The organism is Oceanobacillus sp. CFH 90083 (assembly GCF_009389585.1).
Lineage (GTDB): Bacteria > Bacillota > Bacilli > Bacillales > Amphibacillaceae > Oceanobacillus.
Map to the genome: position 1 here is coordinate 1 of NZ_VIYG01000027.1, position 23,735 is coordinate 23,735.

At 39.9% G+C, this 23,735-nt stretch carries 20 protein-coding genes and 6 tRNA genes; 6 read left to right on the plus strand and 20 right to left on the minus strand.

Annotated features, from left to right (window positions below):
• Positions 1-427 precede the first annotated feature (427 nt).
• Positions 428-1,021, plus strand: coding sequence for an AAA family ATPase (locus tag FLK20_RS20650; RefSeq protein ID WP_152658492.1), 594 nt, complete (start codon positions 428-430; stop codon positions 1,019-1,021).
• A 253-nt stretch (positions 1,022-1,274) separates the two neighbouring features.
• On the opposite strand, the gene FLK20_RS20655 is transcribed toward FLK20_RS20650, so the two are convergent.
• A complete protein-coding gene (locus tag FLK20_RS20655; protein WP_152658493.1) occupies positions 1,275-3,068 on the minus strand; it encodes a S9 family peptidase in 1,794 nt (597 codons plus the stop codon).
• Between the two features lie 326 nt (positions 3,069-3,394).
• On the opposite strand from FLK20_RS20655, the gene FLK20_RS20660 reads away from it, so the two are divergent.
• Positions 3,395-4,462, plus strand: coding sequence for an LLM class flavin-dependent oxidoreductase (locus FLK20_RS20660; protein WP_152658494.1), 1,068 nt, complete (start codon positions 3,395-3,397; stop codon positions 4,460-4,462).
• Positions 4,463-4,465: 3 nt separating this feature from the next.
• Positions 4,466-5,032, plus strand: coding sequence for an NADPH-dependent FMN reductase (locus FLK20_RS20665; protein ID WP_152658495.1), 567 nt, complete (start codon positions 4,466-4,468; stop codon positions 5,030-5,032).
• A 42-nt stretch (positions 5,033-5,074) separates the two neighbouring features.
• Here the strand turns inward: FLK20_RS20665 and glmM are convergent, their stop codons facing one another.
• The 5 genes from glmM to sigW form a co-directional block, all read right to left on the minus strand.
• Complete coding sequence (gene glmM, locus FLK20_RS20670; protein ID WP_152658496.1) at positions 5,075-6,418, minus strand: phosphoglucosamine mutase; 1,344 nt, start codon at positions 6,416-6,418, stop codon at positions 5,075-5,077.
• Positions 6,419-6,453: 35 nt separating this feature from the next.
• Positions 6,454-7,686, minus strand: a complete 1,233-nt coding sequence (locus FLK20_RS20675; RefSeq protein WP_152658497.1) for a CdaR family protein — start codon at positions 7,684-7,686, stop codon at positions 6,454-6,456.
• Positions 7,679-8,500 carry a diadenylate cyclase CdaA gene (gene cdaA, locus FLK20_RS20680; protein ID WP_152658498.1) on the minus strand — a complete coding sequence of 274 codons (822 nt, stop codon included), beginning with the start codon at positions 8,498-8,500 and terminating at the stop codon, positions 7,679-7,681. The genes FLK20_RS20675 and cdaA overlap by 8 nt, the downstream gene beginning before the upstream one ends.
• A 264-nt stretch (positions 8,501-8,764) precedes the next feature.
• Positions 8,765-9,406, minus strand: coding sequence for an anti-sigma-W factor RsiW (rsiW, locus tag FLK20_RS20685; protein WP_152658499.1), 642 nt, complete (start codon positions 9,404-9,406; stop codon positions 8,765-8,767).
• 15 nt (positions 9,407-9,421) lie between these two features.
• Positions 9,422-9,985 (minus strand): RNA polymerase sigma factor SigW, encoded by a 564-nt coding sequence (sigW, locus tag FLK20_RS20690; RefSeq protein WP_152658500.1) that lies wholly within the window; start codon positions 9,983-9,985, stop codon positions 9,422-9,424.
• Positions 9,986-10,121: 136 nt separating this feature from the next.
• Between sigW and FLK20_RS20695 the strand changes: the two genes are divergently transcribed.
• Positions 10,122-10,274, plus strand: coding sequence for an aspartyl-phosphate phosphatase Spo0E family protein (locus tag FLK20_RS20695; protein WP_152658501.1), 153 nt, complete (start codon positions 10,122-10,124; stop codon positions 10,272-10,274).
• 280 nt (positions 10,275-10,554) lie between these two features.
• On the opposite strand, the gene FLK20_RS20700 is transcribed toward FLK20_RS20695, so the two are convergent.
• The 10 genes from FLK20_RS20700 to FLK20_RS20745 form a co-directional block, all read right to left on the minus strand.
• Complete coding sequence (locus tag FLK20_RS20700) at positions 10,555-11,667, minus strand: phosphomevalonate kinase (protein ID WP_227995237.1); 1,113 nt, start codon at positions 11,665-11,667, stop codon at positions 10,555-10,557.
• A 13-nt stretch (positions 11,668-11,680) separates the two neighbouring features.
• Entirely contained in the window at positions 11,681-12,655 is a 975-nt protein-coding gene (gene mvaD, locus FLK20_RS20705) for a diphosphomevalonate decarboxylase (protein WP_152658502.1), read from the minus strand.
• A gap of 89 nt (positions 12,656-12,744) precedes the next feature.
• Positions 12,745-13,701, minus strand: a complete 957-nt coding sequence (gene mvk, locus FLK20_RS20710; protein ID WP_152658503.1) for a mevalonate kinase — start codon at positions 13,699-13,701, stop codon at positions 12,745-12,747.
• A complete protein-coding gene (locus FLK20_RS20715) occupies positions 13,698-14,987 on the minus strand; it encodes a hydroxymethylglutaryl-CoA reductase, degradative (protein WP_152658504.1) in 1,290 nt (429 codons plus the stop codon). The genes mvk and FLK20_RS20715 overlap by 4 nt, the downstream gene beginning before the upstream one ends.
• A 520-nt stretch (positions 14,988-15,507) precedes the next feature.
• A tRNA-Lys gene (locus tag FLK20_RS20720) sits at positions 15,508-15,580 on the minus strand.
• 198 nt (positions 15,581-15,778) lie between these two features.
• Positions 15,779-15,850: transfer RNA gene (locus FLK20_RS20725), tRNA-Gln, on the minus strand.
• A gap of 10 nt (positions 15,851-15,860) precedes the next feature.
• Positions 15,861-15,945: transfer RNA gene (locus FLK20_RS20730), tRNA-Tyr, on the minus strand.
• 41 nt (positions 15,946-15,986) lie between these two features.
• Positions 15,987-16,062 (minus strand) — tRNA-Thr (locus tag FLK20_RS20735).
• 4 nt (positions 16,063-16,066) lie between these two features.
• Positions 16,067-16,142: transfer RNA gene (locus FLK20_RS20740), tRNA-Val, on the minus strand.
• Positions 16,143-16,145: 3 nt separating this feature from the next.
• A tRNA-Glu gene (locus FLK20_RS20745) sits at positions 16,146-16,220 on the minus strand.
• A gap of 337 nt (positions 16,221-16,557) precedes the next feature.
• On the opposite strand from FLK20_RS20745, the gene fabI reads away from it, so the two are divergent.
• Positions 16,558-17,334, plus strand: a complete 777-nt coding sequence (gene fabI, locus FLK20_RS20750) for an enoyl-ACP reductase FabI (RefSeq protein ID WP_152658505.1) — start codon at positions 16,558-16,560, stop codon at positions 17,332-17,334.
• 453 nt (positions 17,335-17,787) lie between these two features.
• On the plus strand, positions 17,788-19,023 hold the full coding sequence (locus FLK20_RS20755) for a metal ABC transporter solute-binding protein, Zn/Mn family (RefSeq protein WP_227995238.1): 1,236 nt from the start codon (positions 17,788-17,790) through the stop codon (positions 19,021-19,023).
• Positions 19,024-19,079: 56 nt separating this feature from the next.
• Here the strand turns inward: FLK20_RS20755 and FLK20_RS20760 are convergent, their stop codons facing one another.
• From FLK20_RS20760 to FLK20_RS20775, 4 genes are all read right to left on the minus strand, one after another.
• Positions 19,080-19,670, minus strand: a complete 591-nt coding sequence (locus FLK20_RS20760; RefSeq protein ID WP_152658506.1) for a class D sortase — start codon at positions 19,668-19,670, stop codon at positions 19,080-19,082.
• A 145-nt stretch (positions 19,671-19,815) separates the two neighbouring features.
• Positions 19,816-21,213, minus strand: coding sequence for a glycosyltransferase (locus FLK20_RS20765; RefSeq protein ID WP_483310484.1), 1,398 nt, complete (start codon positions 21,211-21,213; stop codon positions 19,816-19,818).
• A 187-nt stretch (positions 21,214-21,400) separates the two neighbouring features.
• Positions 21,401-23,095 (minus strand): hypothetical protein, encoded by a 1,695-nt coding sequence (locus FLK20_RS20770; protein WP_152658508.1) that lies wholly within the window; start codon positions 23,093-23,095, stop codon positions 21,401-21,403.
• 80 nt (positions 23,096-23,175) lie between these two features.
• A partial coding sequence (locus FLK20_RS20775) for an LPXTG cell wall anchor domain-containing protein (protein ID WP_152658509.1) occupies positions 23,176-23,735 on the minus strand: 560 nt, incomplete at its 5' end.

The window sequence follows — 23,735 nt, forward strand, 5'->3', positions numbered from 1 at the left end:
CGCATCCTACTTGGGTGCGTGGATTGAAATCTCATTGCGGGATACAGTCTATTGTACCGTGCGGTGCTTCGCATCCTACTTGGGTGCGTGGATTGAAATATTTCTATCAACTCTGATTTATGGTGAGTTAATAATTCGCATCCTACTTGGGTGCGTGGATTGAAATCAATACAGACGGATTTTATAAGCATTTATATGGCATTCGCATCCTACTTGGGTGCGTGGATTGAAATTCCAATCGATTCCACAGTACCTTCAACGCCATTTTTCGCATCCTACTTGGGTGCGTGGATTGAAATATATTTGAAAGACACTTTAAATAAGCTACGTGTTATTCGCATCCTATACTGTACGCATAAAATAGATAAATGAAAACACATCGCCTTAAAACAAGTTTTCTTTAATCCTCTAAAAAAGGAGCTGCCCCATGACAAAAATAATCTGGCTCAACGGTGCTTTTGGAGCAGGAAAAACACAAACAGCATATGAACTCCACAGAAGATTGGAAGAATCCTTCGTGTATGATCCTGAAAATATTGGTTTCTTTTTAAATCAGAATTTGCCCGGCAAGTTAAAAAAGAATGATTTTCAAGATTACGAAATGTGGAGAGAATTTAATTACAGAACGATAGCATATATCGCTGAACACTACGAATACCCCATTATTGTCCCAATGACAGTAACAAATAAATCTTATTTTGAAGAAATTGCTGGAAAGCTCGAATCTGCGGAAATCGAATTACATAAATTTGTTTTATCCGCTTCCAAAGAAGTCATTGAACAGAGGTTAAGAAAACGGCTGGAAAAAAAGGGGTCATGGGGCTTCAAGCAAATTGACAGATGTATAACAAGCTTGGCTGACGAGGCATTTGGAGAGAAAATACTGACAGATCATTTATCCATCGATGGCGTGGTAGAAATGATTGCGGTGAAAGCAAATTTAGTATTACAAGAAGACAATCGCTCCAATCTAAGAAAGCGTGTTGACCGTATAAAAACACAGATAAAGCATATTAGATAGTTTTTAAATCCGGAGAGGAAAATTCAATGAACACCATAAACTGGATGGATGTTATCATGCAGTTTGTTTTTCTAGTCATTGTCATCGCTGTCATCATAACTTTCGTATTAGTTGCGAAAAAACTACTAAAAACCAATAAAACTTAAACTCCAGAAAGAAACGAACCTATTCTACCTCTGCAAACAACATCGGCACCTTCTTGTTGAGGTGACCATTACGCTTCCTCTTCAAAAAGCTGCCGATGATTTCCTTCTTACTGATGCTTCTCCATAAAATCTAACATCCGCTGATAAACTTTAATTTCATTTTCTTTTTTCGAGAATCCGTGCCCTTCATCCTCCAGTACCAGATATTCAACATCTCTGCCTTTATCCTGCAGCTTCTGCACAATTTGATCCGATTCTTCCTTCACGACACGAGGGTCTTTTGCACCTTGAATAACCAGCATCGGTTTTGTCATCGTCTCTAAATAAGTAACAGGAGAATCTTTTATAAAGCGTTCCTTATCACGCTCCGGATCGCCAAGCCATCTTTCCATGATCGGCTTCCAATGCGGCGGTACCGAATTGACGAAAGTAAATAAATCGGATGGGCCAAAGATATCAATCACCGCTTTAAAATACTCCGGATGACGTCCATGCAGGAGCAATGCCATATAGCCGCCGTAACTCCCCCCTACAAGGAACAGATGGTCCGGATCCGTAATTTTTTGGTCAAACAGCCATTTGATACCTTCCACATTATCAAGACGTGGTCCATGTCCCCAATCCTGCTCCACAAGCTTCACAAAAGAGGAGCCATAGCCCGTACTTCCACGGAAGTTTGGTGCAAAAATATGGTATCCGCGATTTAGAATACTTTGAAACATGGCACGAAAAAACTTCCGCTCAGCTGCCTGTGGTCCTCCATGCGGCCAATATACAGTATAGCCATTGGCATTTTCCGGTTTTGCTTTGAAAAGCAGTGCTTCCATCTCCATGCCATCAAAAGAAGTATATGTCACAATTTCCGGATCAACAAGCTCGTCTTCCGATACTCCCAAAACACGATTATCTGTGAGTTGTTCCCACTTTTCACCATTGGTTAAACGATAAATATTATCCGGCTTCACTGCGGAACGTCCAAGAAGATAAACGGCTCCTGAATCTGTCACTGTTACCTGATCCACCATATCAAAAGGTTTAGTGATTTCTTTCAGTTCCTCTGATTTCAACTTATACTGATATAGTTTATCGACAACACCCTTTACCGTTACCAAATATAAACAATCTGATGCTTTATCGTATTTTATAGCTTCTATCGCTTCTTCCTCTATTTCAAGTACTTTGGAAAATGTCCCTTGCTTTACATCGTACTTGGCCAGATACATATATTCGCTTTCATAATCTGTCGGGAAGTAAATGGTGTCATTATCTGTGAAAACCGGTTCATAGGATACGTGAACCTTTTTCGGATCGGGAGTAAGATAAATTTTTTCTTCTCCTTTTTGGATGAAAATATTATTATAGGTGTTGGCAAATACGCTTTCATACACCAATGTTTCTTCATCTTCCGATACACCTGCCAGCGTAGTCGGTGCTCCTTCACCCTCCGCTAGAAGCTCATCTTTATCTGTATCCAGATGACGTACACATGTGTTTAAAAAACTTGAATTATTTTCAGACGTATTGTAATAAATCCGCTTTCCATCTTTACTCAGGTGTGCAAATAAATATTTTTCATTCTCTGCTCCCGTAATCAGCGGCTGTGGCAATCCTCCCTCTGGAGGCAATGCATAAATTTGATGATTTTCATCTCCATCCGAATCAAAGCTTGTTAAAACGTACTTCCCGTTCGGATCAAATTGAACGAACATAGAGGCTTCATCCTTTTGGGAAAATTGAAAAGGATACGTATGCTCCTTGCTCAAGTCCAATGCCCATAGATTACGTTTTCCACTTAAGTTGGTTGAAAACACCAGCTTTTTTTCATCTTTGCTTACTTGAAAGTGGTAAATACTATATGTGTAGAAAAACTGCTCCACTTTTGGTTTAGGAAATTTTATCATTCTATCCGCACTCCCTTTTCCTACATTTTCTATTATTATACCATCATTCGAGAAACAAACCACAGACCCCGGTCTTTTATTCCCTCCATCCCTGGGCCGATATATCGATAACAAACTACACTTAATTCAACCTATTTTAATTGCATTTTTATGAATTAAATATTAAAGTGATAGTAGAGAAATCCATACAGAAGCATACACTTTATTTCTCACCTTCTTAGCAGCTTTACTTGCAAATACATTTTAAAACAATGAACTATTGCCCAATCTGTTGGAACACCATATAAAGCTTAAACAAAATCTCAAAAGAAAGAGGAGCAATAAACATGGAGCAATATCGGATCAATCAAAAGAAAGGAATGGAATTTGGGCTTTACACACTAGGGGATCACCTTACTAATCCTTTCACCGGAAAACGCATTTCAGCACAGCAGCGAATTCAGGAGATAATTGAATTAGCCAAGCTCGCCGAACAAGCTGGATTAGACTTCTTCAGTGTTGGAGAAAGTCATCAGGATTACTTTACTACACAGGCGCACAGCGTCGTTTTAGCCGCTATTGCGCAGGCAACAAATACAATCAAAATTGGCAGCTCATCGACCATTATCAGCACCTCTGATCCCGTTCGGGTTTATGAGGATTTCGCTACGATTGATTTAATTTCTGATGGACGTGCAGAAATTATTGCTGGAAGAGCTTCCCGGATTGGACTGTTTGATTTATTAGGCTATGACGTGCAGGATTATGAAGCATTATTTGAAGAAAAATTTGACCTGCTGCTGCAAATCAATGAAAATGAAAGACTTAACTGGGAAGGACAATATCGTGCTGCCTTAAATGATGCAAAGGTACTCCCCCGCCCGAAAAATAACATGCTGCCAATCTGGCGTGCCGTTGGCGGAACCCCTGCCAGCGCGATGAAGGCTGGCTATGCTGGTGTTCCCATGATGCTGGCAACACTTGGCGGTCCTGCCAGCGCCTTTAAAAACGTGATTGATGCATACCGAGAAACAGCAAGAAGAAGCGGGCATGATACAGCAGAACTCCCTGTCGGCGTAACTGGATTTTTCCATGCGGCAGAAACAAGTCAGGAAGCCCTGAAGCAAATGTACCCTTATATCAATGAAGGAATGAAGTTGACCAATGGCCAAGGATTTCCAAAACAGGCATTTGCCCAGGCAAAAGATAAGCGGAGTGTCATTAATGTGGGCAGTCCGCAGGAAGTAATAGAAAAAATTCTTTACCAGCATGAGCTGTTTGGACATCAGCGCTATCTGGCACAAATGGATTTTGGTGGTGTACCATTCGGGCAATTGACAAAGAATATTGAAATAATCGGGGAAGAAATCTTACCGGCTATACGTAAATACACAGGAAAGGTTCAGGAGGAGTAACAAATGAATATAATTGGTTTATCCGGGTCCATCGTTGGGTCAAAGACAAGGACTGCAATGGATGTTGTCGCAAAGGAAATCACTGAAAAATATCCAGATGCAGATTTTCAACTGATTGATTTAAAGGATTATGATTTACAATTTAGTGATGGCCGAAACTATCTTGATTATGCAGGCGATACAGCGTGGATAACGAGAAAGATAATGGCAGCAGATGCCATCATTATCGGCACACCCGTATTCCAGGCATCTATACCGGCAAGCTTAAAAAATATTTTTGATCTATTGCCTGTCGGTGCATTTCACGAAAAAGTAGTCAGCTTCTTTGTAACAGCAGGCTCTTCCAGGCACTATTTAGTTGCGGATCATCAGTTAAAACCAACGTTAGCCTATATGAAGGCACAGATCGTCCCGACCTATGTCTATATAGAAGAAAAAAGTTTTCAGCAAAAGAAATTAATCGATGATGATGTATCTTTTCGGCTAGAGCGTTTAGTCGAGGATACCATGGACACTTATGAGGCAGCGGAATGGATCAGAAAAAAGAAAGAGGACGCTTACGGGTTTTAAAAAACGTATGGATGCTGCTCATCCATACGTTTTTCTACTTTCTTAAGCACCTAAATGATTTTCAATTACTTTCACAATGCGCTCTGCATATGTTTTACAATCATCCTCTGTCTTGGCTTCCACCATGACACGCACAAGCGGTTCTGTTCCAGATGGGCGGACCAGAACACGTCCGTTCTCTCCCAGATCCTTCTCTACAGCTTGTACCTCATCTAAGATAACCGGGCTTGTTAACGCCTCTTCCTTATCCGATACCCGAACATTAATTAACGTCTGCGGGAAGATTGTCATCTCATCGGCCAGCTCTGATAAAGGCTTGCCTGATTCACGCATCACATTGACGAGCTGCAATGCAGATAACAGGCCGTCTCCTGTTGTAATATAATCTAAGAAGATAATATGACCAGATTGTTCTCCGCCCAGGTTATACCCGTTTTTACGCATTTCTTCCATAACATAACGGTCACCGACTGCAGTCTTTTCACTTTTCAGGCCTGCTTCCTCCAATGCTTTATAAAAACCTAAATTACTCATGACTGTAGATACAACGGTATCCTGGCGCAGCATACCGATTTCTTTCAAGTATTTAGCGCAGATAAACATGATTTTATCGCCGTCCACGATTCTTCCTTTTTCATCAACAGCAATCAGACGATCTCCATCTCCATCAAATGCCAGTCCAATATCCGCTTCTTTATCCAGTACAAATTGCTGTAAGCCTTCCGGGTGTGTCGAACCGACTCCATCATTAATATTCAGACCATTTGGTGTGGAGCCCATGGAATGAATATCTGCTTCTAAATCTGCAAATAGATGTGTAGCTAAGCTGGATGTTGCTCCGTGTGCACAATCCACTGCAATCCGTAAGCCATCAAAATCATTATCAATCGTATCTTTTAAGAAGGATAAATATTTTTGTCCGCCTTCAAAATAATCACTTACTGAACCGACCGCAGCGCCTGTCGGACGAGGTAAATCGTCTTCTTCTTTTTCTAATAAAGCCTCGATTTCTGCTTCCTGCTCATCTGTCAGTTTAAAGCCGTCCGATCCGAAGAATTTAATCCCGTTATCTTCCACAGGATTATGAGATGCAGAGATCATAACCCCTGCCTGCGCACTCATTGCTTTTGTTAAATAAGCAACACCTGGAGTAGAGATCACACCAAGCCGCATTACTTCTGCGCCTGTTGATAATAAACCCGCAATCAGTGCACCCTCCAGCATGTGTCCAGAAATACGAGTGTCTCTGCCAATTAAAACGCGCGGTTTTTCACTGCCTTTTGTTAACGTGTAACCGCCGAAGCGACCGAGCTTAAATGCCAGCTCAGGAGTTAACGCTTCGTTGGCCACTCCTCTGACACCGTCTGTCCCAAAAAATTTACCCATTTTTTATACCTCTCCTTTGACCATACAATATACCATTATTCTTCTTCTGTTTGAGCCGGATCGATTATTTCAACCGTTATCTCTTCTACACTGCCTGTAGCGGTAACACCATCAGGAGCCTCGATTTGGACAGGCACCTCATGCTCTCCCGGTTCTAAATCAGATAAATCCAGTACGGCGCTTATATCACTTGCCGTTAAATCATTTATCACCGAAGCATCTCCAGTTACTTCTACCTCTAATTCAGGATCGGTATAAGAGGCCTCCAATCCATCTGCTAAACCTTCTTCTGTTAAAGATACACCTTCAATCACATTGGTTCCTTCCACTTCAACCGTTACTTCTACCTCTTCTGTCTCAGGCGCTTGTACATTTTCCGGTAAATCAAGCGGTACTTCTACCGTTCCTGATTCTTCAATTCCAGATAAATCTAACGGCTCCGTAGTTACTTCTGCAATCCCCTCCAGAACGTCGCTTTGAGAGTAAATCTCCACTTCCTCGGAATTTGCAGAAATAGAACCGAGCTCCAAATCCTCTCCCAATTCTCCTGTTGTCTCTACAGAAATCGGTACAGACTTGCTGGGGTTATTGACTTCTACAGAAACTTGAATACTTTCCGTATCTAATGAAACATTTAATTCATTTCCTTGCAAATCATACACATTTACCGGAAGCTCCCGATTGTTAATAGAGCTGTCTACACCATCCATATTCACATAAACCTTTACAGCACCTATAGAGTTAATCACTGTACGCGAGCTCATAATGGTTACCGTTTCTGGTTCTATGCTGTAGCTGACTACTTCATAACCAGCTGCCATCATATCTTCATTAATAAAATCGGCTGTTACAGTAAATTCATGCGATGCTCTTTCTTCAATTTCCACAGTAATCGTTTTAGGTTCAATGAATACTTCTACATCACTTGAAATGTTATGCTGTAATTCAACGTTATGGGTTCCCTCGTCTAACCCCTCTAAATCAACATATACGTCAAAATTACGTTGAAGCAATAGGGGCGTCACACTGGCAGGAGTCCCCTGTAAACTCACCTGGACACCTTCAGGAACTCCACTGACAACGTATCTCTCACGGTCAATACGGATATCCACCGGAATCTGATCGACGGTTTCCGTGGAGCTTGTTGAACTGGAGAATGTTGCATCTGAATTTGGCGTTTCCGAAACACTGACAAATGCATATAGAGTGACAGCAAAAACTAAAGAAAGAATACGAATAAACCATTTACTCTTAAACCAATTATCCACGTTTACCAGCCCTCCGTTTCCATGATTTTTTGTCAGAGGCTTTCGGCACAATTGTTAGATGCGTTAGCAGCATCTCTCTTAATTTCTCTTCATCAATATCACGATATAGTTCACCATTCTTGGTACAAGAGATAGAGCCCGTTTCCTCAGAAACAACAATCGTCAAGGCATCGGTTACTTCACTTATTCCCATCGCTGCCCGGTGTCTTGTTCCCAATTCCTTTGAAATAAATGGACTCTCTGATAAAGGAAGATAACAGGCTGCAGCAGTGATCTCCTCATTTTTGATAATTACTGCACCATCATGCAACGGTGTATTTGGTGTAAATATATTCGTCAAAAGCTGATGTGTCAGCTTACCGTTAATTGGAATTCCTGTTTCTGCATATTCGCCAATCCCCGTTTCCCTTTCAATGGAGATCAGCGCACCAATTCTTCTTTTTCCCATATAATTACAAGATGTAACAATAGCCTCAATTTCGTTTTGTATAATTTCTTCAGCGGAACTGCCGGATCTGGCAAAGATATTTCCTCTTCCCAGCTGCTCCAACGCTCTCCGCAACTCCGGCTGGAATAAAATAATAATAACAATAAGTCCCCAAGAAATGACTTGGCCGGTGATAAATTGTATCGTTTGTAGATTTAACAGCATACTTGCGCCCCACACAACCAATACAACCGCTATCCCCTTTAACAGCTGAATAGCTTTTGTTCCTCTGATCAGCATGATTAATTTATATAATACATACCAGACGAGAGCGATATCAACGCCAATTCGCAGTAGATTTAAAATGTCAAATCCCCCATCAAGCATGTGCACACATCCTTTATCCAATAGAATGATCTGTTTATATTAAAAAGAATTCCTTTTTTATTATAAGATTACAGTCGATAATTATTATATCATAAATTTAAAAAAACAGACGTGTATGGAGTCTATTCTTTTTCTTCATTGCGATCTGATGCTTGCACCTGCGGCAGTCCAGTAAATGAAATAGCTTTATCCTTCTCTATGGCGAAAAAAGAGAGCGGTATTGCACATACCACTCTCTTTTTCCATGCCTTCCTGTTTCAATAGTTAAAAGGTGAAAACTCCTTTAAAGAAATTCTTTACGTGATACCATATCCATTCAAACGTTTGATCAACGGTTTCCAGCTCTCCGTTTACTCCTCCGGCAGATGCCATGAGACCGCCTCCTTCAAGCTGCGATTCAGCGTCTAAAAGTTCTCCATTAAATAAGGTGACATTGCCATTAACGGTTCCTAGTACCAGCAAATCACCGTTTCTCACATAGACATCCCCCTGAACAGTAACACCTTCTGGTACAATGACGGTATCTCCATCAACAACAAGTTCTTCCTGCGTAGACACCACAAGCTGATCGGTCCCCTGGTTAAACGTAGATGACAGACTGCCTATCATCAATAAGAAAAAGATCGCAGCTGCGACAAGGATTGGATGACGTTTAAACCAGCGCTTGTACCTCATGGATTTCTTCTCTGTAGGCAAATTATTCATGACGTTTTCCGTAAAATGATCCGGTGCTTCCATCCGTTCTGCACTTCGAATTAAAGTAATCGTCCGATTCAGCTCGTGAAAATGCTTTTGGCATTCTTCACAATCTTCCAAATGCCTTTTCAGTAAGCTTTCATCCTCTGCGGAAATATCTCCGTCTAAATAGTCATGTATTTTTTTTATATATTTTTCATTACAACTCACATTAAGCACGCTCCTTTACACATGTCGAAGCCTCTTTCTAAGGGCCTCTCTTCCACGATGAATCCGCGTCTTTACCGTACCAAGAGGAACATCGAGAATTTCACTGATTTCCTTTAGTGAAAATTCTTCTAAGTACCTGAGCATAATAATACTCCGGTATTTAGAAGGAAGCTGAGAAATCTCATGATGAATATACCGCTGCAGCTCTCTGCTTTCTACTTCTTCTCCAGGGAGGCGTTCTGTGCTGGCCAACTGCGAATACATATCCAAGCCATCTGTCCCTTTCACTTCCGCATCAAGATGGAAATCCGGCTTACGCTTACGCATGCGGTCAATCGTTAAATTCGTAGCTATGCGATATAACCATGTCGAGAACTTTCTATTCTCATCAAACGAATCTATATTCACATATGCACGTATAAATGCTTCTTGTGCAATATCCTCTGCTTCGTGCTTATTACCAAGCATGCGGTAGCAATGCTGGTATATTTTATCCTGATAAAAGGCTACGACATCCGAAAAAGCAGATTGGTCACCTTTTTTTACTTGTATAATTTTTTTCTTTATAAATTGCTCCATCTAATTACCTCCGCACTATGCGGTACTCTCTATACGAAACAACCGCTTGTAAGGTTTCACATTTTAAAAAAAATGTTTATTTTTTTTCCGACAGGGTATATCTAACGATAAGTATACTAAAGAAGGAGTGAAATTTGTGGACAAAAAGGCATTATTTAATGAAATTGAACTATGCAGACAAGAAATGCTGACGTTGTCCGAGGAATATGGGCTAGATTCAGACAATGTTTTAGCTACAAGCGAAAAACTTGATGCATTAATTTATGCATACTTAAAAAAATCCTTTTAGGTATATGCTTACTCCTATTTTAAAGACATAACATGAATGTCTTTTTTTGTGACATTTTTTAACCACAAATATCTTTAATATAGGGTATCCTTTCCTTTACGGAGATACCTCTACGAATAATAATATCTTATTTTCCCATTCACTTCATTACCATTTTCAAAATTTTATAAGAAAGTTATATATATTTGAAAAAAATCCATCTTCATTTTTATGCAGCACATAAAGAAAAGAACCAATTTACAATGTACTCTATTGTAAAACGGCTCTTATTTTATAATTTCTATTTAGCGTAATCCGCTTCAATCACTGTTTCTCCCCCTGTAAAAGGAGATAGTGTTAAAGCTTTAATTCCTGCTGCTTCCCAAGCAAGAGCTAATTTTTCTGCTGCTTCTGCGGATGGCATAAACGCAATTCCACAATCACCGCCGCCAGCTCCCGAAGGCTTTCCGGCACCTCCATACTCTTCCGCAAGATCGCATAACACTGAGAGCTTCGGCGTCTCAATACTGGTCTCAGCTGCTTTCCCCACTTGATTTAACGCCTTACGATTTGCTTTTATCCCTTGAAACAGCTGCATTATATCCTCTTGCGCTGCCCCTGTCAAAAACGCAGAAACTGCACTTTTACTTTCTTTTAGAAATGCATTATAGGCTGCTTCATTTCTTGTCTTCAATAAACGGACCCGATTGACTAAATCCTTCGTGGAAGCCGCACTGCCTGTCCATCCAACACAAAAGAATGCATTGTCAGGTAAAAGAATCGGCTTTGACTTATAATACTTCCAATCCAGTTCTACTACTTCAGAAACAGAATTTGCTTCTTGATACGCCTTGAGAAGCCATTCTGCTTGAAAAGAAGAAAATTGCAGCAGGCCGCCATAGGTCGAAGCGGCTACATCAGCGCCTGATCCATTTCCTTGTGTCATTACATGCGATAACGCAGATAAACGAAAAATCATCTCTTTTGTGACCAATTCCGGAGCCTGAAAACGTAAAACCCCTGACACAACAGAAGTAACAATTGCTGCACTGGAGCCTAAGCCATATTTCACACCTGAAGCATCATCTAACTCACTGCGTGCAGATACATGGATGGGACGGACAGATAATCCTTGTTCTTTCATATAACGATAAGTAACCCGAAGTGCATCCTTTACAAAAGAGAGCCGGTGGTCATCCGATTCAATATGTATATCTGTTTCCCGCCATGACCATGGGACTTTATAAAGCGAAAAATCAGATAAAGTCAGTTGGTGGCTGTCTGCATCAGATACGGTTGCATATACAAAACGATCAACAGCCATCACTGCCAGATCCTGATAGGGCTCTAATACGGCAAACTCTCCTGCAATCATTAATTTTCCCGGTACTTTGACTGTGATTGATTTTGCCACCGTATTTCTCCTCCTACATATAACTGATTCCACTTCCTGGCTTACTAATAATGATATCTTCTACACCTTCCATTGCCTGCAGGCGATTTTTCACTTTCTCCTCATCTGCCGGCAAATATAACACTTTGACATTCGGACCGGCATCAATCGTAAAGAAGACAGGTATTCCTTGCTCTCTTAAATCCTGCACAGCCTGCATTACCCGCATCGTTGCATCCTGCCAATAGGTGAAAGGCGGATTAGCTCCTAACGTTGTCGCATGCATACGCATGCAATTTGCTTCCGCAATGCTGCCCATTTTCTCAAAATCTTTCTCATCAATCGCTTGCTTTATTTCTGCCAAATCCTTTGGTGTCTGCTCCAGCCAGCCTGAATAAAATGGAGAGGTTTCTACGGTACGGCGCATCCCCTCTCTGCTGGAGACCTTTTTCATTGTTTTTGACAAAACAACAGCCGCAATTCGAATATCCCAATGTGATTCATCCGCAATCTGCACGGCATAGGAATCGAGCCCATCTTCCCGTTCGCCCATCTGCCATTCCGCAAACCCTCCATAAATAGAACGGGAGGCAGAGCCCGATCCTTGACGGGCCAACCTCGATAATTCTGTATCATCTAAGGATAGTCCTATTGCTTTGGCACTGGCTGCAGCTAATGCAGCCAAGCCAGATGCAGAGGAAGCAAACCCCGCAGCAGTCGGCACATGATTCACAGATTGGACCTGTGCATAGATTTCTTTTCCAGAGAGAGCACGTACCTTATCTAAAAATACTGCTACCTTTTCAAGCGCGTCTCCTTCTACATGCTGTTCATTTAAGAGAAAGGCATCTTTCTTCAAACCTTCTTGAAAATGCACCGTTGTCTCTGTAGAAAAGCCGTCTAATGTAACGGAAAGGTTACTATTAGCAGGAAGAATCAATGATTCATTCCGCTTCCCCCAGTATTTGATTAAAGCGATATTCGTATGTGCTCTTGCTGTTGCCTTCATATTTGAATCCCCTTTTCTACAATCCCTGTCAAATCATTCTCTTCTTAAAGATCACCGTTCGGATTATACTCACTGAATGAAGTTTCACTTTATTTCTTCAATACAAATGGCCACACCGCTGCTGCACCAAATCGGCGTAATTTTTCCGCCAGCTGCTTCGAATGCACTTCATTTTGCGCAAGAGCAATAATACAGCCGCCATTTCCTCCGCCTGTCAATTTCGCACCCAAAGCACCTTCTTGACGGGCAAAACGGATTAATTTATTCAATCCCGCATCACTTACACCTAATGCTTCCAATTCTTTTTGTGCTTCATTTAACAGCTGTCCCAAAATCTGCTTGCTTGCTTTCTCTAATGCTTCTTTTGCATGATGCGTCAGCTCGCCAATACGTTCTATTTTGGAATGAATCCGCTGTGGAGCTGCTTTCAACAGATTAGCTACGGATTCAACGGATGTACGTGTATCTCCAACGCGACCAGAGTCCGCAACAATAAAGTGAAGCTCTTCTCCTAATTCGATATAGTCTACGGGCTTTTCCTTTTCATACCAGATCGGTTTATCAGAGGTAATACTTAACGTATCAATACCGCTGGGTGCCCCATGTGCATACGTTTCTGCTACATTTGCTAAGTTTAATAATTCTTCTACCGAACACTCCCGATGACAATAGTTGAATAAGGAGCGAATCACAGAAATAGCTACAGATGCACTTGATCCAAGCCCTTTTCCTGGCGGTACAGAAGAATTAATTCGTATCAATAGATCCTTATAAGGAATCCCAAGATATTCACAGGAATCCTCCACACAACTAACAATTCCTTCCAGCTCTTTCGGTGCATGCTGTAAGGGACCATGATAAAAAGTACTGTCCATTTTCACCGCTCCAGGAACGTACTCAACCACCGTCTCTACACCAATTAAAGGAAATGGGATAGCAATTGCCGGCTGTCCGTGTACAACCGCATGCTCTCCAATTAAAATCACCTTACTATGAGCTATACCAATAGCTGTTTTTTCCGACGCTGTTACTTTTTCTGCACTCATTGTTTATACTGTTCCACCAATTCTTTAGCTTTTCCCACACGGATTTCCTGTTGTTCTACTAATTGTTTTGCTATCACATCAATCATCTCCCCAGTTGCTCCTCCAGCTATCGCAACAGAACGTGAATGAAGTGCCATGTGACCTTTCTGAATACCGTCTGTCGCCAACGCTTTGAGCGCTCCAAGATTTTGAGCAAGACCAACTGCCACAATTACCTGCGCAAGCTCTTCTGCTGACTCAATCTGCATAATGGATAAAGAAAAATCAGCTAACGGATGCACACGTGTTGCTCCTCCGACTGTCCCGATCGACATGGGTAATTCGATTTCGCCAACGAGATTACCCTCTTCATCCTTTGACCATGTAGTCATAGATCCATAATGACCATTTCTTGCAGCATAAGCATGTGCCCCGGCCTCTACAGCCCGCCAATCATTTCCTGTCGCTATCACAACAGGATCGATACCGTTCATAATACCTTTGTTATGCGTTACAGCACGATACGGGTCAGAAGCAGCAAATTCATAAGCATGAATCACGCCATCTCTTACCTCTTCTCCAGTAAATGAACCTGTTTTCAGCAAATGCGGAGGTATTACACATTTCGCTGTAGCAAGGCTTCGATCTGCATAGTTTGATAAAATACGCAAATAAACCTTTCCTTTTGTTATTTCTTCCACAATTGGAGCAATAGATTCTACCATCGTATTTATCATATTCGCACCCATTGCGTCACAAGTATCTACATAGATATGCATTACCAGCATTTTGCTATATGACGAGGCATCCTCTTCATTCAGAATGCGGACATCCAAATCTTTTACCCCGCCACCACGACTGACAATGCTTGGATAAGCATCATCAGCAGCTTTCATTAGCATAGCTTTTTGATGAAGGATTCGCTGCTTTGCTTCTTGAAAATCGGGACATCCAACAACTTGTATCTGTCCAATCATCAACCTTTCCCTTGACTCTGTCTGAAAACCGCCAGCCTCTCTGACTATCTTTGCAATATGACTGGCAGAAGCTACAACAGAAGCTTCTTCAATAGCCATCGGTATTACATATTCTTTCCCGTTTATCAAAAAATTTAATCCTAATCCAAATGGTAATTGATAGGTGCCAACAACATTTTCAATCATATTATCTGCTTTTCCTATTGTAAGCGCATCTGCATTAGACAAATTTTGCGTTTCTGCATCTGTTAAAGAAAAGGCTTCACGCAATAATGCCCGCCTTTCCTCCACCGTCATATTATAAAAACCTGGTATTCTAGAAGAGGTCATGCCTAGCTCATCCTTTTTATTTATCATATCTAAAATAAACTTTTAAATTATGTTTTTTTATTACTAAGTACTAAAAGTAAACTATTTTGATTATAACACGAATTATATCGTTTTTTCATATCAGAAGATACTTATTTCGCTATTGGAACTATGTTCATGATGTGATTGCCATGTACTGGAATTTTTCATCTTAAGATGTTCACTAAAATACACTGCATCCTTGTAATGGTTACAGATATTTCCATGCCCTGTAAGTGGGTTTAAGAAATTCCTGCGATATTCAGTGAGGCAAGTAATTGCAAGGCTTTTCCGTGGGACGGGTAATCGTAGTCCCAATCCATGTTAACCAGCTTCTCGTGCGTTGTGATGACTTCTACGTTGTCACACGACATAGAAGATTTTAAGTAGAAGCTCATTACCTTACGCTTATCATTATGGACTTTTGAAAGTCCTCTATAAAGAAAAAAACGAGATAAAATTATCCCGCTTTTCTCTGTGTTTTATACTTGTCATCTTGTAGTGAGCCATGAAGGATTCGAACCTTCGACCCTCTGATTAAAAGTCAGATGCTCTACCGACTGAGCTAATGGCTCCTATTTCAAATAGAATTTTTACCTTATTTTGCGCTTCTCTGCTTGGTGAACCCCTGCATCTTCTAGCAAACGCTTCGAAGTGAATGCTTCGGGGTTACTCGAAGCTGATTCGGCAGAAGTTATGCTCGTTGCTCTACCGACTGAGCTAATGGCTCATGCCATCTATATGAAATCCTTAAAAAAGGCATAAAAAAAAGGCTGGGCCACTAGGATTCGAACCTAGGGTACACGGGATCAAAACCCGATGCCTTACCGCTTGGCTATGGCCCAACAAAAAACATGGTGGAGGGGGGCAGATTCGAACTGCCGAACCCTGAGGGAGCGGATTTACAGTCCGCCGCGTTTAGCCACTTCGCTACCCCTCCACATTATTGTTAACCATATAATTATTTATATACATAAAAAATGGTGCCGGCCAGAGGACTTGAACCCCCAACCTACTGATTACAAGTCAGTTGCTCTACCAATTGAGCTAGGCCGGCATGATGGTGGAGGATGCAGGGCTCGAACCTGCGACCCCCTGCTTGTAAGGCAGGTGCTCTCCCAGCTGAGCTAATCCTCCATTTGGTGACCCGTACGGGATTCGAACCCGTGTTACCGCCGTGAAAGGGCGGTGTCTTAACCGCTTGACCAACGGGCCATGATGCGTTATTTGAGAAGCTTTTTTAAAGCATCTCTCGCAAACTGACGAATTTTATTATATCGAGGAACCAACCGTTTGTAAAGAGAAAAATGAAAAAAACTTTAATTTATTTTAAAAAAGTTATACATCCCTCTATCACTCCTTATTCTAACGCTGTTTTTAGAGGTTATTATTTTATGTAAGATGCTATATCTCAGATTCGTTTTTTCTAAATAGATCCTCTTTATAGAGCCTCTTTCTCTCCTACCTCAGAAAAAAAACAGATTATCACTTTATCACCTGGTACTAATCGGTTATAATAGGTGCTAAGTTAAATGTTGAATGGAGGATATATATGACAAAACTATTAGAAGGTAAAAATATTGTTGTAATGGGTGTCGCTAATGAAAGAAGTATTGCATGGGGCATTACAAAATCTCTACATAATGCCGGAGCCAACCTTATTTTTACGAACAGACAGGAAAGATCCTATAAAAAATTAGTAAAACTTTTAGATAAGCATGAAATAGAACCAAAAGCCATTGTTTCTTGTGATGTTGCATCAGATGAAAGCGTGCAGGAAGCTTTTAATGAAATAAAGGAAAAAGTCGATGTCATTCACGGCCTGGTGCACTCTGTTGCTTTCGCAAAGCGCGAAGATCTTCAGGGGGAATTTGTAACTACTTCTCGTGACGGCTTCCTGCTTACCCAAGAAATAAGCGCTTATTCCTTAGTATCTGTAACAAATGCTGTGAAGGAATTAATGACGGAAGGCGGTTCGATTGTAACACAAACTTACATCGGGTCAGAACAGGTTGTTCCTGGCTATAACGTCATGGGAGTTGCCAAAGCATCTCTTGAAGCAAGTGTCCGTTATTTAGCTGAAGATGTAGGTAAGCATGGAATTCGTGTAAATGCTGTATCAGCTGGCCCAATCCGCACGCTCTCTGCAAAAGGCGTAGCTGATTTCAATGAAAAAACACATGTTGTGGCGGAAAAAGCTCCACTACGCCGTAATATCGATCAAGATGAAGTCGGAGATGCTACGCTATTTTTCCTTAGCGAATTGGCACGCGGAATTACTGGCGAGGTGTTGCATGTCGATGCCGGATTTAACATTATCGGCGGTTAATCCCTTAAAGAGGATGTTCAAAACATCGAGGTAAACACCTTCTATAATTATTAAATTGTTCATGTCTAGCGGGAGGTGCAGCAGCCTCCACAGCGTGCAAAAAGTTAGTTGACGTATTTTTTCTCAATGGTGCTTGGACTATACCTCACCGACATCTGTCAACCCCTTTTGGTACACGTACTATTATAAATATGAAAAACGGTCACCTCTTCTAAAAGAGATGAGTTTGCACCTTCCCCGGTTAGATACATCTAACCGGGGAAGGTGCTTTTTTCGCAAAAAAGAACTTGACATCCACTCCAAAAACCTGTAAATTTTAAATCGTAACGATTACGAATGTTAAAAATAACACTTCTTTACTATTCGTTTATTACGAGGTACAGCACCTCAAAACAGCAATTATTACTTGCTTTGTATAGAAATTTAAATTATTAAATAACGGAGGTATATTCCATGATAAAACGGATGATTATTTTTTCCAGCCTGCTCCTTCTCTTCCTTGCCGGCTGTCAATCTGCTGACGATAATCAGGATGGAGATCAGGAGCAGCTCGAGATTTCTACTACTATTTTTGCTATAGAGGATTTCATTTCTAAAATTGGCGGAGAGTACGTTAATGTAGAAAGCATTTATCCGCCAAACGCGGATGCACATACATTTGAACCAAGCTCACGTGACATGGTTGAGTTAGCCCGGAAGGATTTATTTATTTATTCCGGTGTTGGTATGGAGCCTTTTGCTACTCAAGCAGAGAGTATTCTGAAAGATGAAAAGGTGGAAGTCGCAGCCATTGGTGAGGATATTCCACTTCGAGGAGAAGCGGACCACGGTCATGCAGATGAAGAGCATTATCACGAGGAAGAAGCAGAAGATAATGGAGATATTATTATTAACGGTATGAATGACCATTACCACAGTGGCGACACAGCTTCATTAGAAGCAGAAACGAGTATTGATGAAGACATTGAAGAATGGAACTGGTATTTCCGGACAGAGGGTTCAGAAGACTGGGAGCTGGATGAAAATGCAAATGGCCCTTCTTTTGAAACACAAATTAATGACACCTTAGAAGTAAAACTGGAGCTTACAGATGCTGATGGAGAGGTAATTACTGAATCAGGCATCGTTGAATTACTGATTGATAATCATGATGGCGAGAGCGGCATTGGCGACCCGCATGTTTTTCTTGATCCTATCATAAGTATGCAATTAGCCGAAAATATTAACAACCTGCTTATTGAAAAAATGCCGGAGCATGAAGATTATTTCACGGAGAATTTTGAGGAATTAAAAGGACAATTAGAGCAAGTGGATCAAGAATTAGCGCAAACCATCGGCGAAGCAGACCACCCGCAAATGATTGTCTCCCATGCTGCCTATGGCTATTGGGAAGATAGATATGGATTAGAGCAAATCAGTATCCATGGACTATCCTCTTCACAGGAGCCTTCCCAATCTGCATTAGTGGAGATTGTTGATACAGCCCGCGAATATGATTTGAAATATGTTGTATTTGAAAGAAATATCAGCAGTAGAATAAGCGAGATTATTCAGGATGAGATTGGTGCTGACAGTGCCGTTCTTAGCAATATGGAGACCATCACCGAGGAAGATATAGAAAACGGCGAGGATTACTTCAGCTTAATGCAAAAAAATATTGAGACGTTAGAAATGGTTTTAAACGATTAAAAAAAGCTTTCTTCCAGATGAATCCACACACTGGAAGAAAGCTTTTTTTATTTATTTCAATTAGAAACCGGATAAGCATAAGCAACAAAACGTTCCGGTGCATTACCTACAAAGTGGAATGGATAACAGGTCGTTACAACTAACACTTCCTCTCCCATTTCCCGGATAACTGAAGTATCATCCTCTGGAACAATTTCTGTCTCTCTTATTTCATACGTATACTCACCATAAGGCATTTGTACAACAAACGTGTCCCCTATCTCCAGATCACCGAAATTACGGAAAACCGTATCACGATGCCCGGATAGCAGAATTTGCTCCCCCTGTCCAGGGAAGACTGAATTAGACAGATGTCCGACTCCCTTTTTCAACGAATCCGGATCCGTCCCCTCCACAATAGGCAAGGTTTTTCCCAGCTTGGGTATTTCCAATGTAGCAAATGCTTCGTCGATTTCAGCATCAAATGCTTCTATTTGTTCTTCTATATTCAGGTCTGATTCATCCTCTTGATTGATCCCTTGCTCGATTCTTTCCTCAGCCTGAATTAAAGATTGCTTTTGTGATTGCTCGTGTCCAATGATTTGATACCCAAAGACACCTAAGCAGACCACACCTATAATGATAAAGAGGATTCCGATACGTTTCATTGAAGTCTCTCCCTTCTGCAGTTCATTTGTTTCTTTGGTAAGGAAACTATGTGAAAAAGCTTAATATAAGACAATAACTACTTATAGTAAATATAACACGTTATATGCATAATTGAACTACTTTTTAAAATTAAAAATGGAAGAATTAGCTCAGACTATTCAATAATTCTCTCCATTTATCAGCAACTTTATCCTCTAAGTAATTACTGGCTGTATTAATTGCTTCCTGGCGATAATACTTCTTTTCTTCATTAGATTTATTTAAATAAGTTATAATTTTTTCGGAAAATTTTTCCTTATCGCCAAATTCAACAAGAAAGCCATTCTTTTCTCCCAAAATCATTTCATCCACACCATAACGAACATTATAGCTTCCGACCGGACAACCACATGATAAGCTTTCTAATACACTCATCGTAAAACCTTCTGCTTGACCGGCAAAGAGAAATAGTTCACCGGAAGCATAAACATCATGCACATTATCTACATAACCTTTAAATTTCACATTATTCTTTAAATCTAGCTTTTGAGTTAAATTTTTTAAATTTTTTTGTTCCTTCCCACTTCCATAAATCTCTAATAATACATCAGGAATACTCTTTTTTACTATCGCTATAATTTCCAGCAAATGATCTAAGTTCTTTTCAGAAGATAAGCGACCCACAGAAATTAATTTATTCGTTTGAGGTGTCTTTTCATCCAGATTATCGGCTATTTGACAGGGATGTGGAATGGCAACTAGATTCTTAATACCAAATTGCTTCTCAATATCCCTCTTTTGATTATTTGTCAATACAACGATGTTATCAAAGCTATACGGGCTATTCAGAACATCTTGATAGTGCTTATTTAACTTAGAACGAAATTTAATATTTGAGAAATAAGTAGAATGGATTACAGAGATTGTTTTCGCATTTAATTGCTTTCTTCCTGTAAAAAGTGAGCTGTATCTTTTGTTACGGTCAATCATGATAATAGGCTCTTCATCTCCAATGATTTTTTTCAAGAAATAAAGGATAAGTGCCTGCTCATCTGGCAGTACCGTATCAAATGTAGCATTCCCATCACTTATCAAATAAGGACCACCATCATATTTTATTATAACGCGTTTACCATAAACATCAAAATATTCCGTCATAAGAACCGTGTTATCCTCACGTAAATATTCTGTATGGGATAATTGTCCAAACCGGTTAAATCGGTCCCGGACAATTTTCTTCCCTTCATGGAAGTAGTTAATATGACTTAAAAGCTTATTAGCACTATATACTGCATACTTTACAAGTTTATTATTAGAATCAAATACACGAAGATGTAAATTATTTGCTGATTCTTCTTCCTCATAACCATATGTTTTTTCTCTTTTTATTTTATAGGGAGGATTATTCCTTCCCTCTTCACTATGTTGAAAATACTCGAATAAATTTACCATGGGAATATTTTTATCAACGATGCCATTCTCAACATAGCGTTCCCAATTCTTATGTACATTTATATTTTTATTAACTGTAATAAATACGGGTTCAATATCTAAATATTTCACAAACATATTTCCGCGTTTCATTGCTGATTTTTCAATACCAGTAAGATGTTGTCCAATATCTGAATGTAAGAAATAAACCTTTTTCCTTTTCAATGATGAGCACCTTTCCTTATCCAAAGTAATATCAGCAAAGCTACGTCTGGTAAGTTAATAAAACAAGACAAAGCTTTGCCTAAATTGTAAAATTCTACTGTTCATTCTGTTTCAAAAATAAATGATAGTACGCACAATAGCCGGATAAATAATGTTCTACATCATCAATTCGTGTCCGGAATGAATGATGCCTGATGAAAAAGCTGCCGGCAATTCTTTTGGGATTTTTAAAATACATGGCAAGTTCCGGATAGAAAAAGCCGTTACGCTGGTATTCCGCTCTCCTATGAATCGTTGCTTCTAATTTTGATTCATCGAAATCCAGCTCAGTTAATAAATCTCCTTGCCCCTCTTCTTTCATTCGACCAATCATATGATAAGCAGCCATTGTTAACTCTAAAAAAGTCGGATAGGTCGTAATCCTTTTGTAGATATAGTCCAATTTATTCTGTACATTCTGCAAACCGAATTGATAGTATTTACGAAGCGGCTTGTATAAAGTCAGCTCATTCGTACAATAGCTCAACCAATGATCATGGTGTTTCCAATGATTATTTTCAATAAAATATTCAAAAGCATGCTCTACAGCCTGCAGCCATTGATTATCTCTATCTATCTTATATAGGCGCATTAATGCAAAAGCTGCTTCTCCGTCATAATAGACGATACGGAACTCCTCTTTAATCTCTAAAGAAGGATAATCTAATACATGTACAAAACTGCCATTCTCTTTTTGAAGCTCTAAAATACCTTTTGCTAATTGTTGAGCAACCGGAATGTATTGATAATCATCGAAAACTTCAGCATATTTTGTCAACGCCAGTATCGCAGCCGCATTTGCTCCTAGTTTTATTTCCAGCTCCTCTTCCTCTACTCCGTCAATCACATAAGCAGTGTTCTTCATGTCATCAAAATGTAATTTTTTCTGAATTAAATAGGATAGACCTTCATGAATAGCCTTAGAGACTTTCTCATTCGGAATAAATTCATACGACTCTACCATTGCATAAAGCGTACTGCAATGGCGCAGCATATTATAAAATTTTATTTCTTTATCAAAGTAAGAGAAATAACCATAGACAAATTCCCCGTTAGGCTTACTTAAACTGGCTAAGTATTGCTGTGCTCTATCCACCATCATCTTAACTTCATCTACATCAAGTGTGATATCTCTTCTTCCATTATCATAATCCCCTTGTTTCAAAGAAAAACATTGATTGTTCTCAAAGAAATATCCTTTTGTCTCAAACAAATATACTTTTTCTATCTGATTAAAATTCACTGGACTTAATTTAGGTCGATGTTTTTTTATATAATTTTGAAGGTTTCTTTCTTTGATAAAACCTCTCTTGGTTTTTGGATCAATTTGAATCACTGCATTCCCGTTTAATTCCTGCTCTAAAAAAGCATGCTTCAAATCCTTGCTGAAGCTTACTCCCTGTCGAAAGTAATTTTTCTTTGTCTTGGTAATGCGCTGTATGAACTCATAAATAGATACAGGCGTGATATCCGTCACAATATCTACTTTTAATGATATAAATTGTTCTTTAACTCCCCGCAGATAGGAGCGTCCTTGATTATGTATGTTTGCCCAGGATTGAGAGAATTTTTTGCTTTTTGCATTAAAAACCGTTGCACGTTTGTCTTCAAAACCTATGGACAGAAATATCGTTACAGAGGATTGATTATTTATCTGCTGGAATGTAGCTTTATCTTCTATAATGTAATCTTTCAATTTCTCTAAGCTTGCTTCAAATTCTTGATAAGATACTTTTTCCACTGTTAACATAGAATCCTCCCAATATTTAAGTAGTGCTTATGTAAACAAAAGCAAATGCCTTTCAACATTTGCTTTTGCATTTTAATTTCTTATTGACCAGCTTTTTTTCTTCTGGAGAACAAGGTTACTCCTGCTCCAACAGCTAATGTAGCTAGACCAACAAGACCAATTGTCCAGGCTGATGTTGCTGTATCTGGAAGTTTTTGTTTATCCTGACTGCTTTCCGTACCTGTAGTACCTGTTCCTGAACCGCCAGAGCCTGTTCCTTTACCTGGTACAGGTGTGATATCAATATCTTCTTTCTCACCTTTTCCACCCTTTAGATCTTCAGGAATAGTAACTTCATTTTCGTCATTCACATTTCCTGCTTCATCAGCTGCTTCTATAGTCAATACATCACCTATTTCAACTGCATTTCCCGCAATTGAAATGACATACTCACCAGTAGCTGGATTATAAGAAATGTCTTGAATATCAACTGGTTCACCAGTTCTATTATTAATTAAATTCAATTCAGCAATTTCCTCATTTGAAATGAAGGAGATTTCATAGCCATCCGTGCTATTTCCAGAAATGCTTACATCACTTAGATTAGGAGCATCTGTATCAGAATCGGCATCACTGTCTGAATCGGAGTCACTATCGGAAT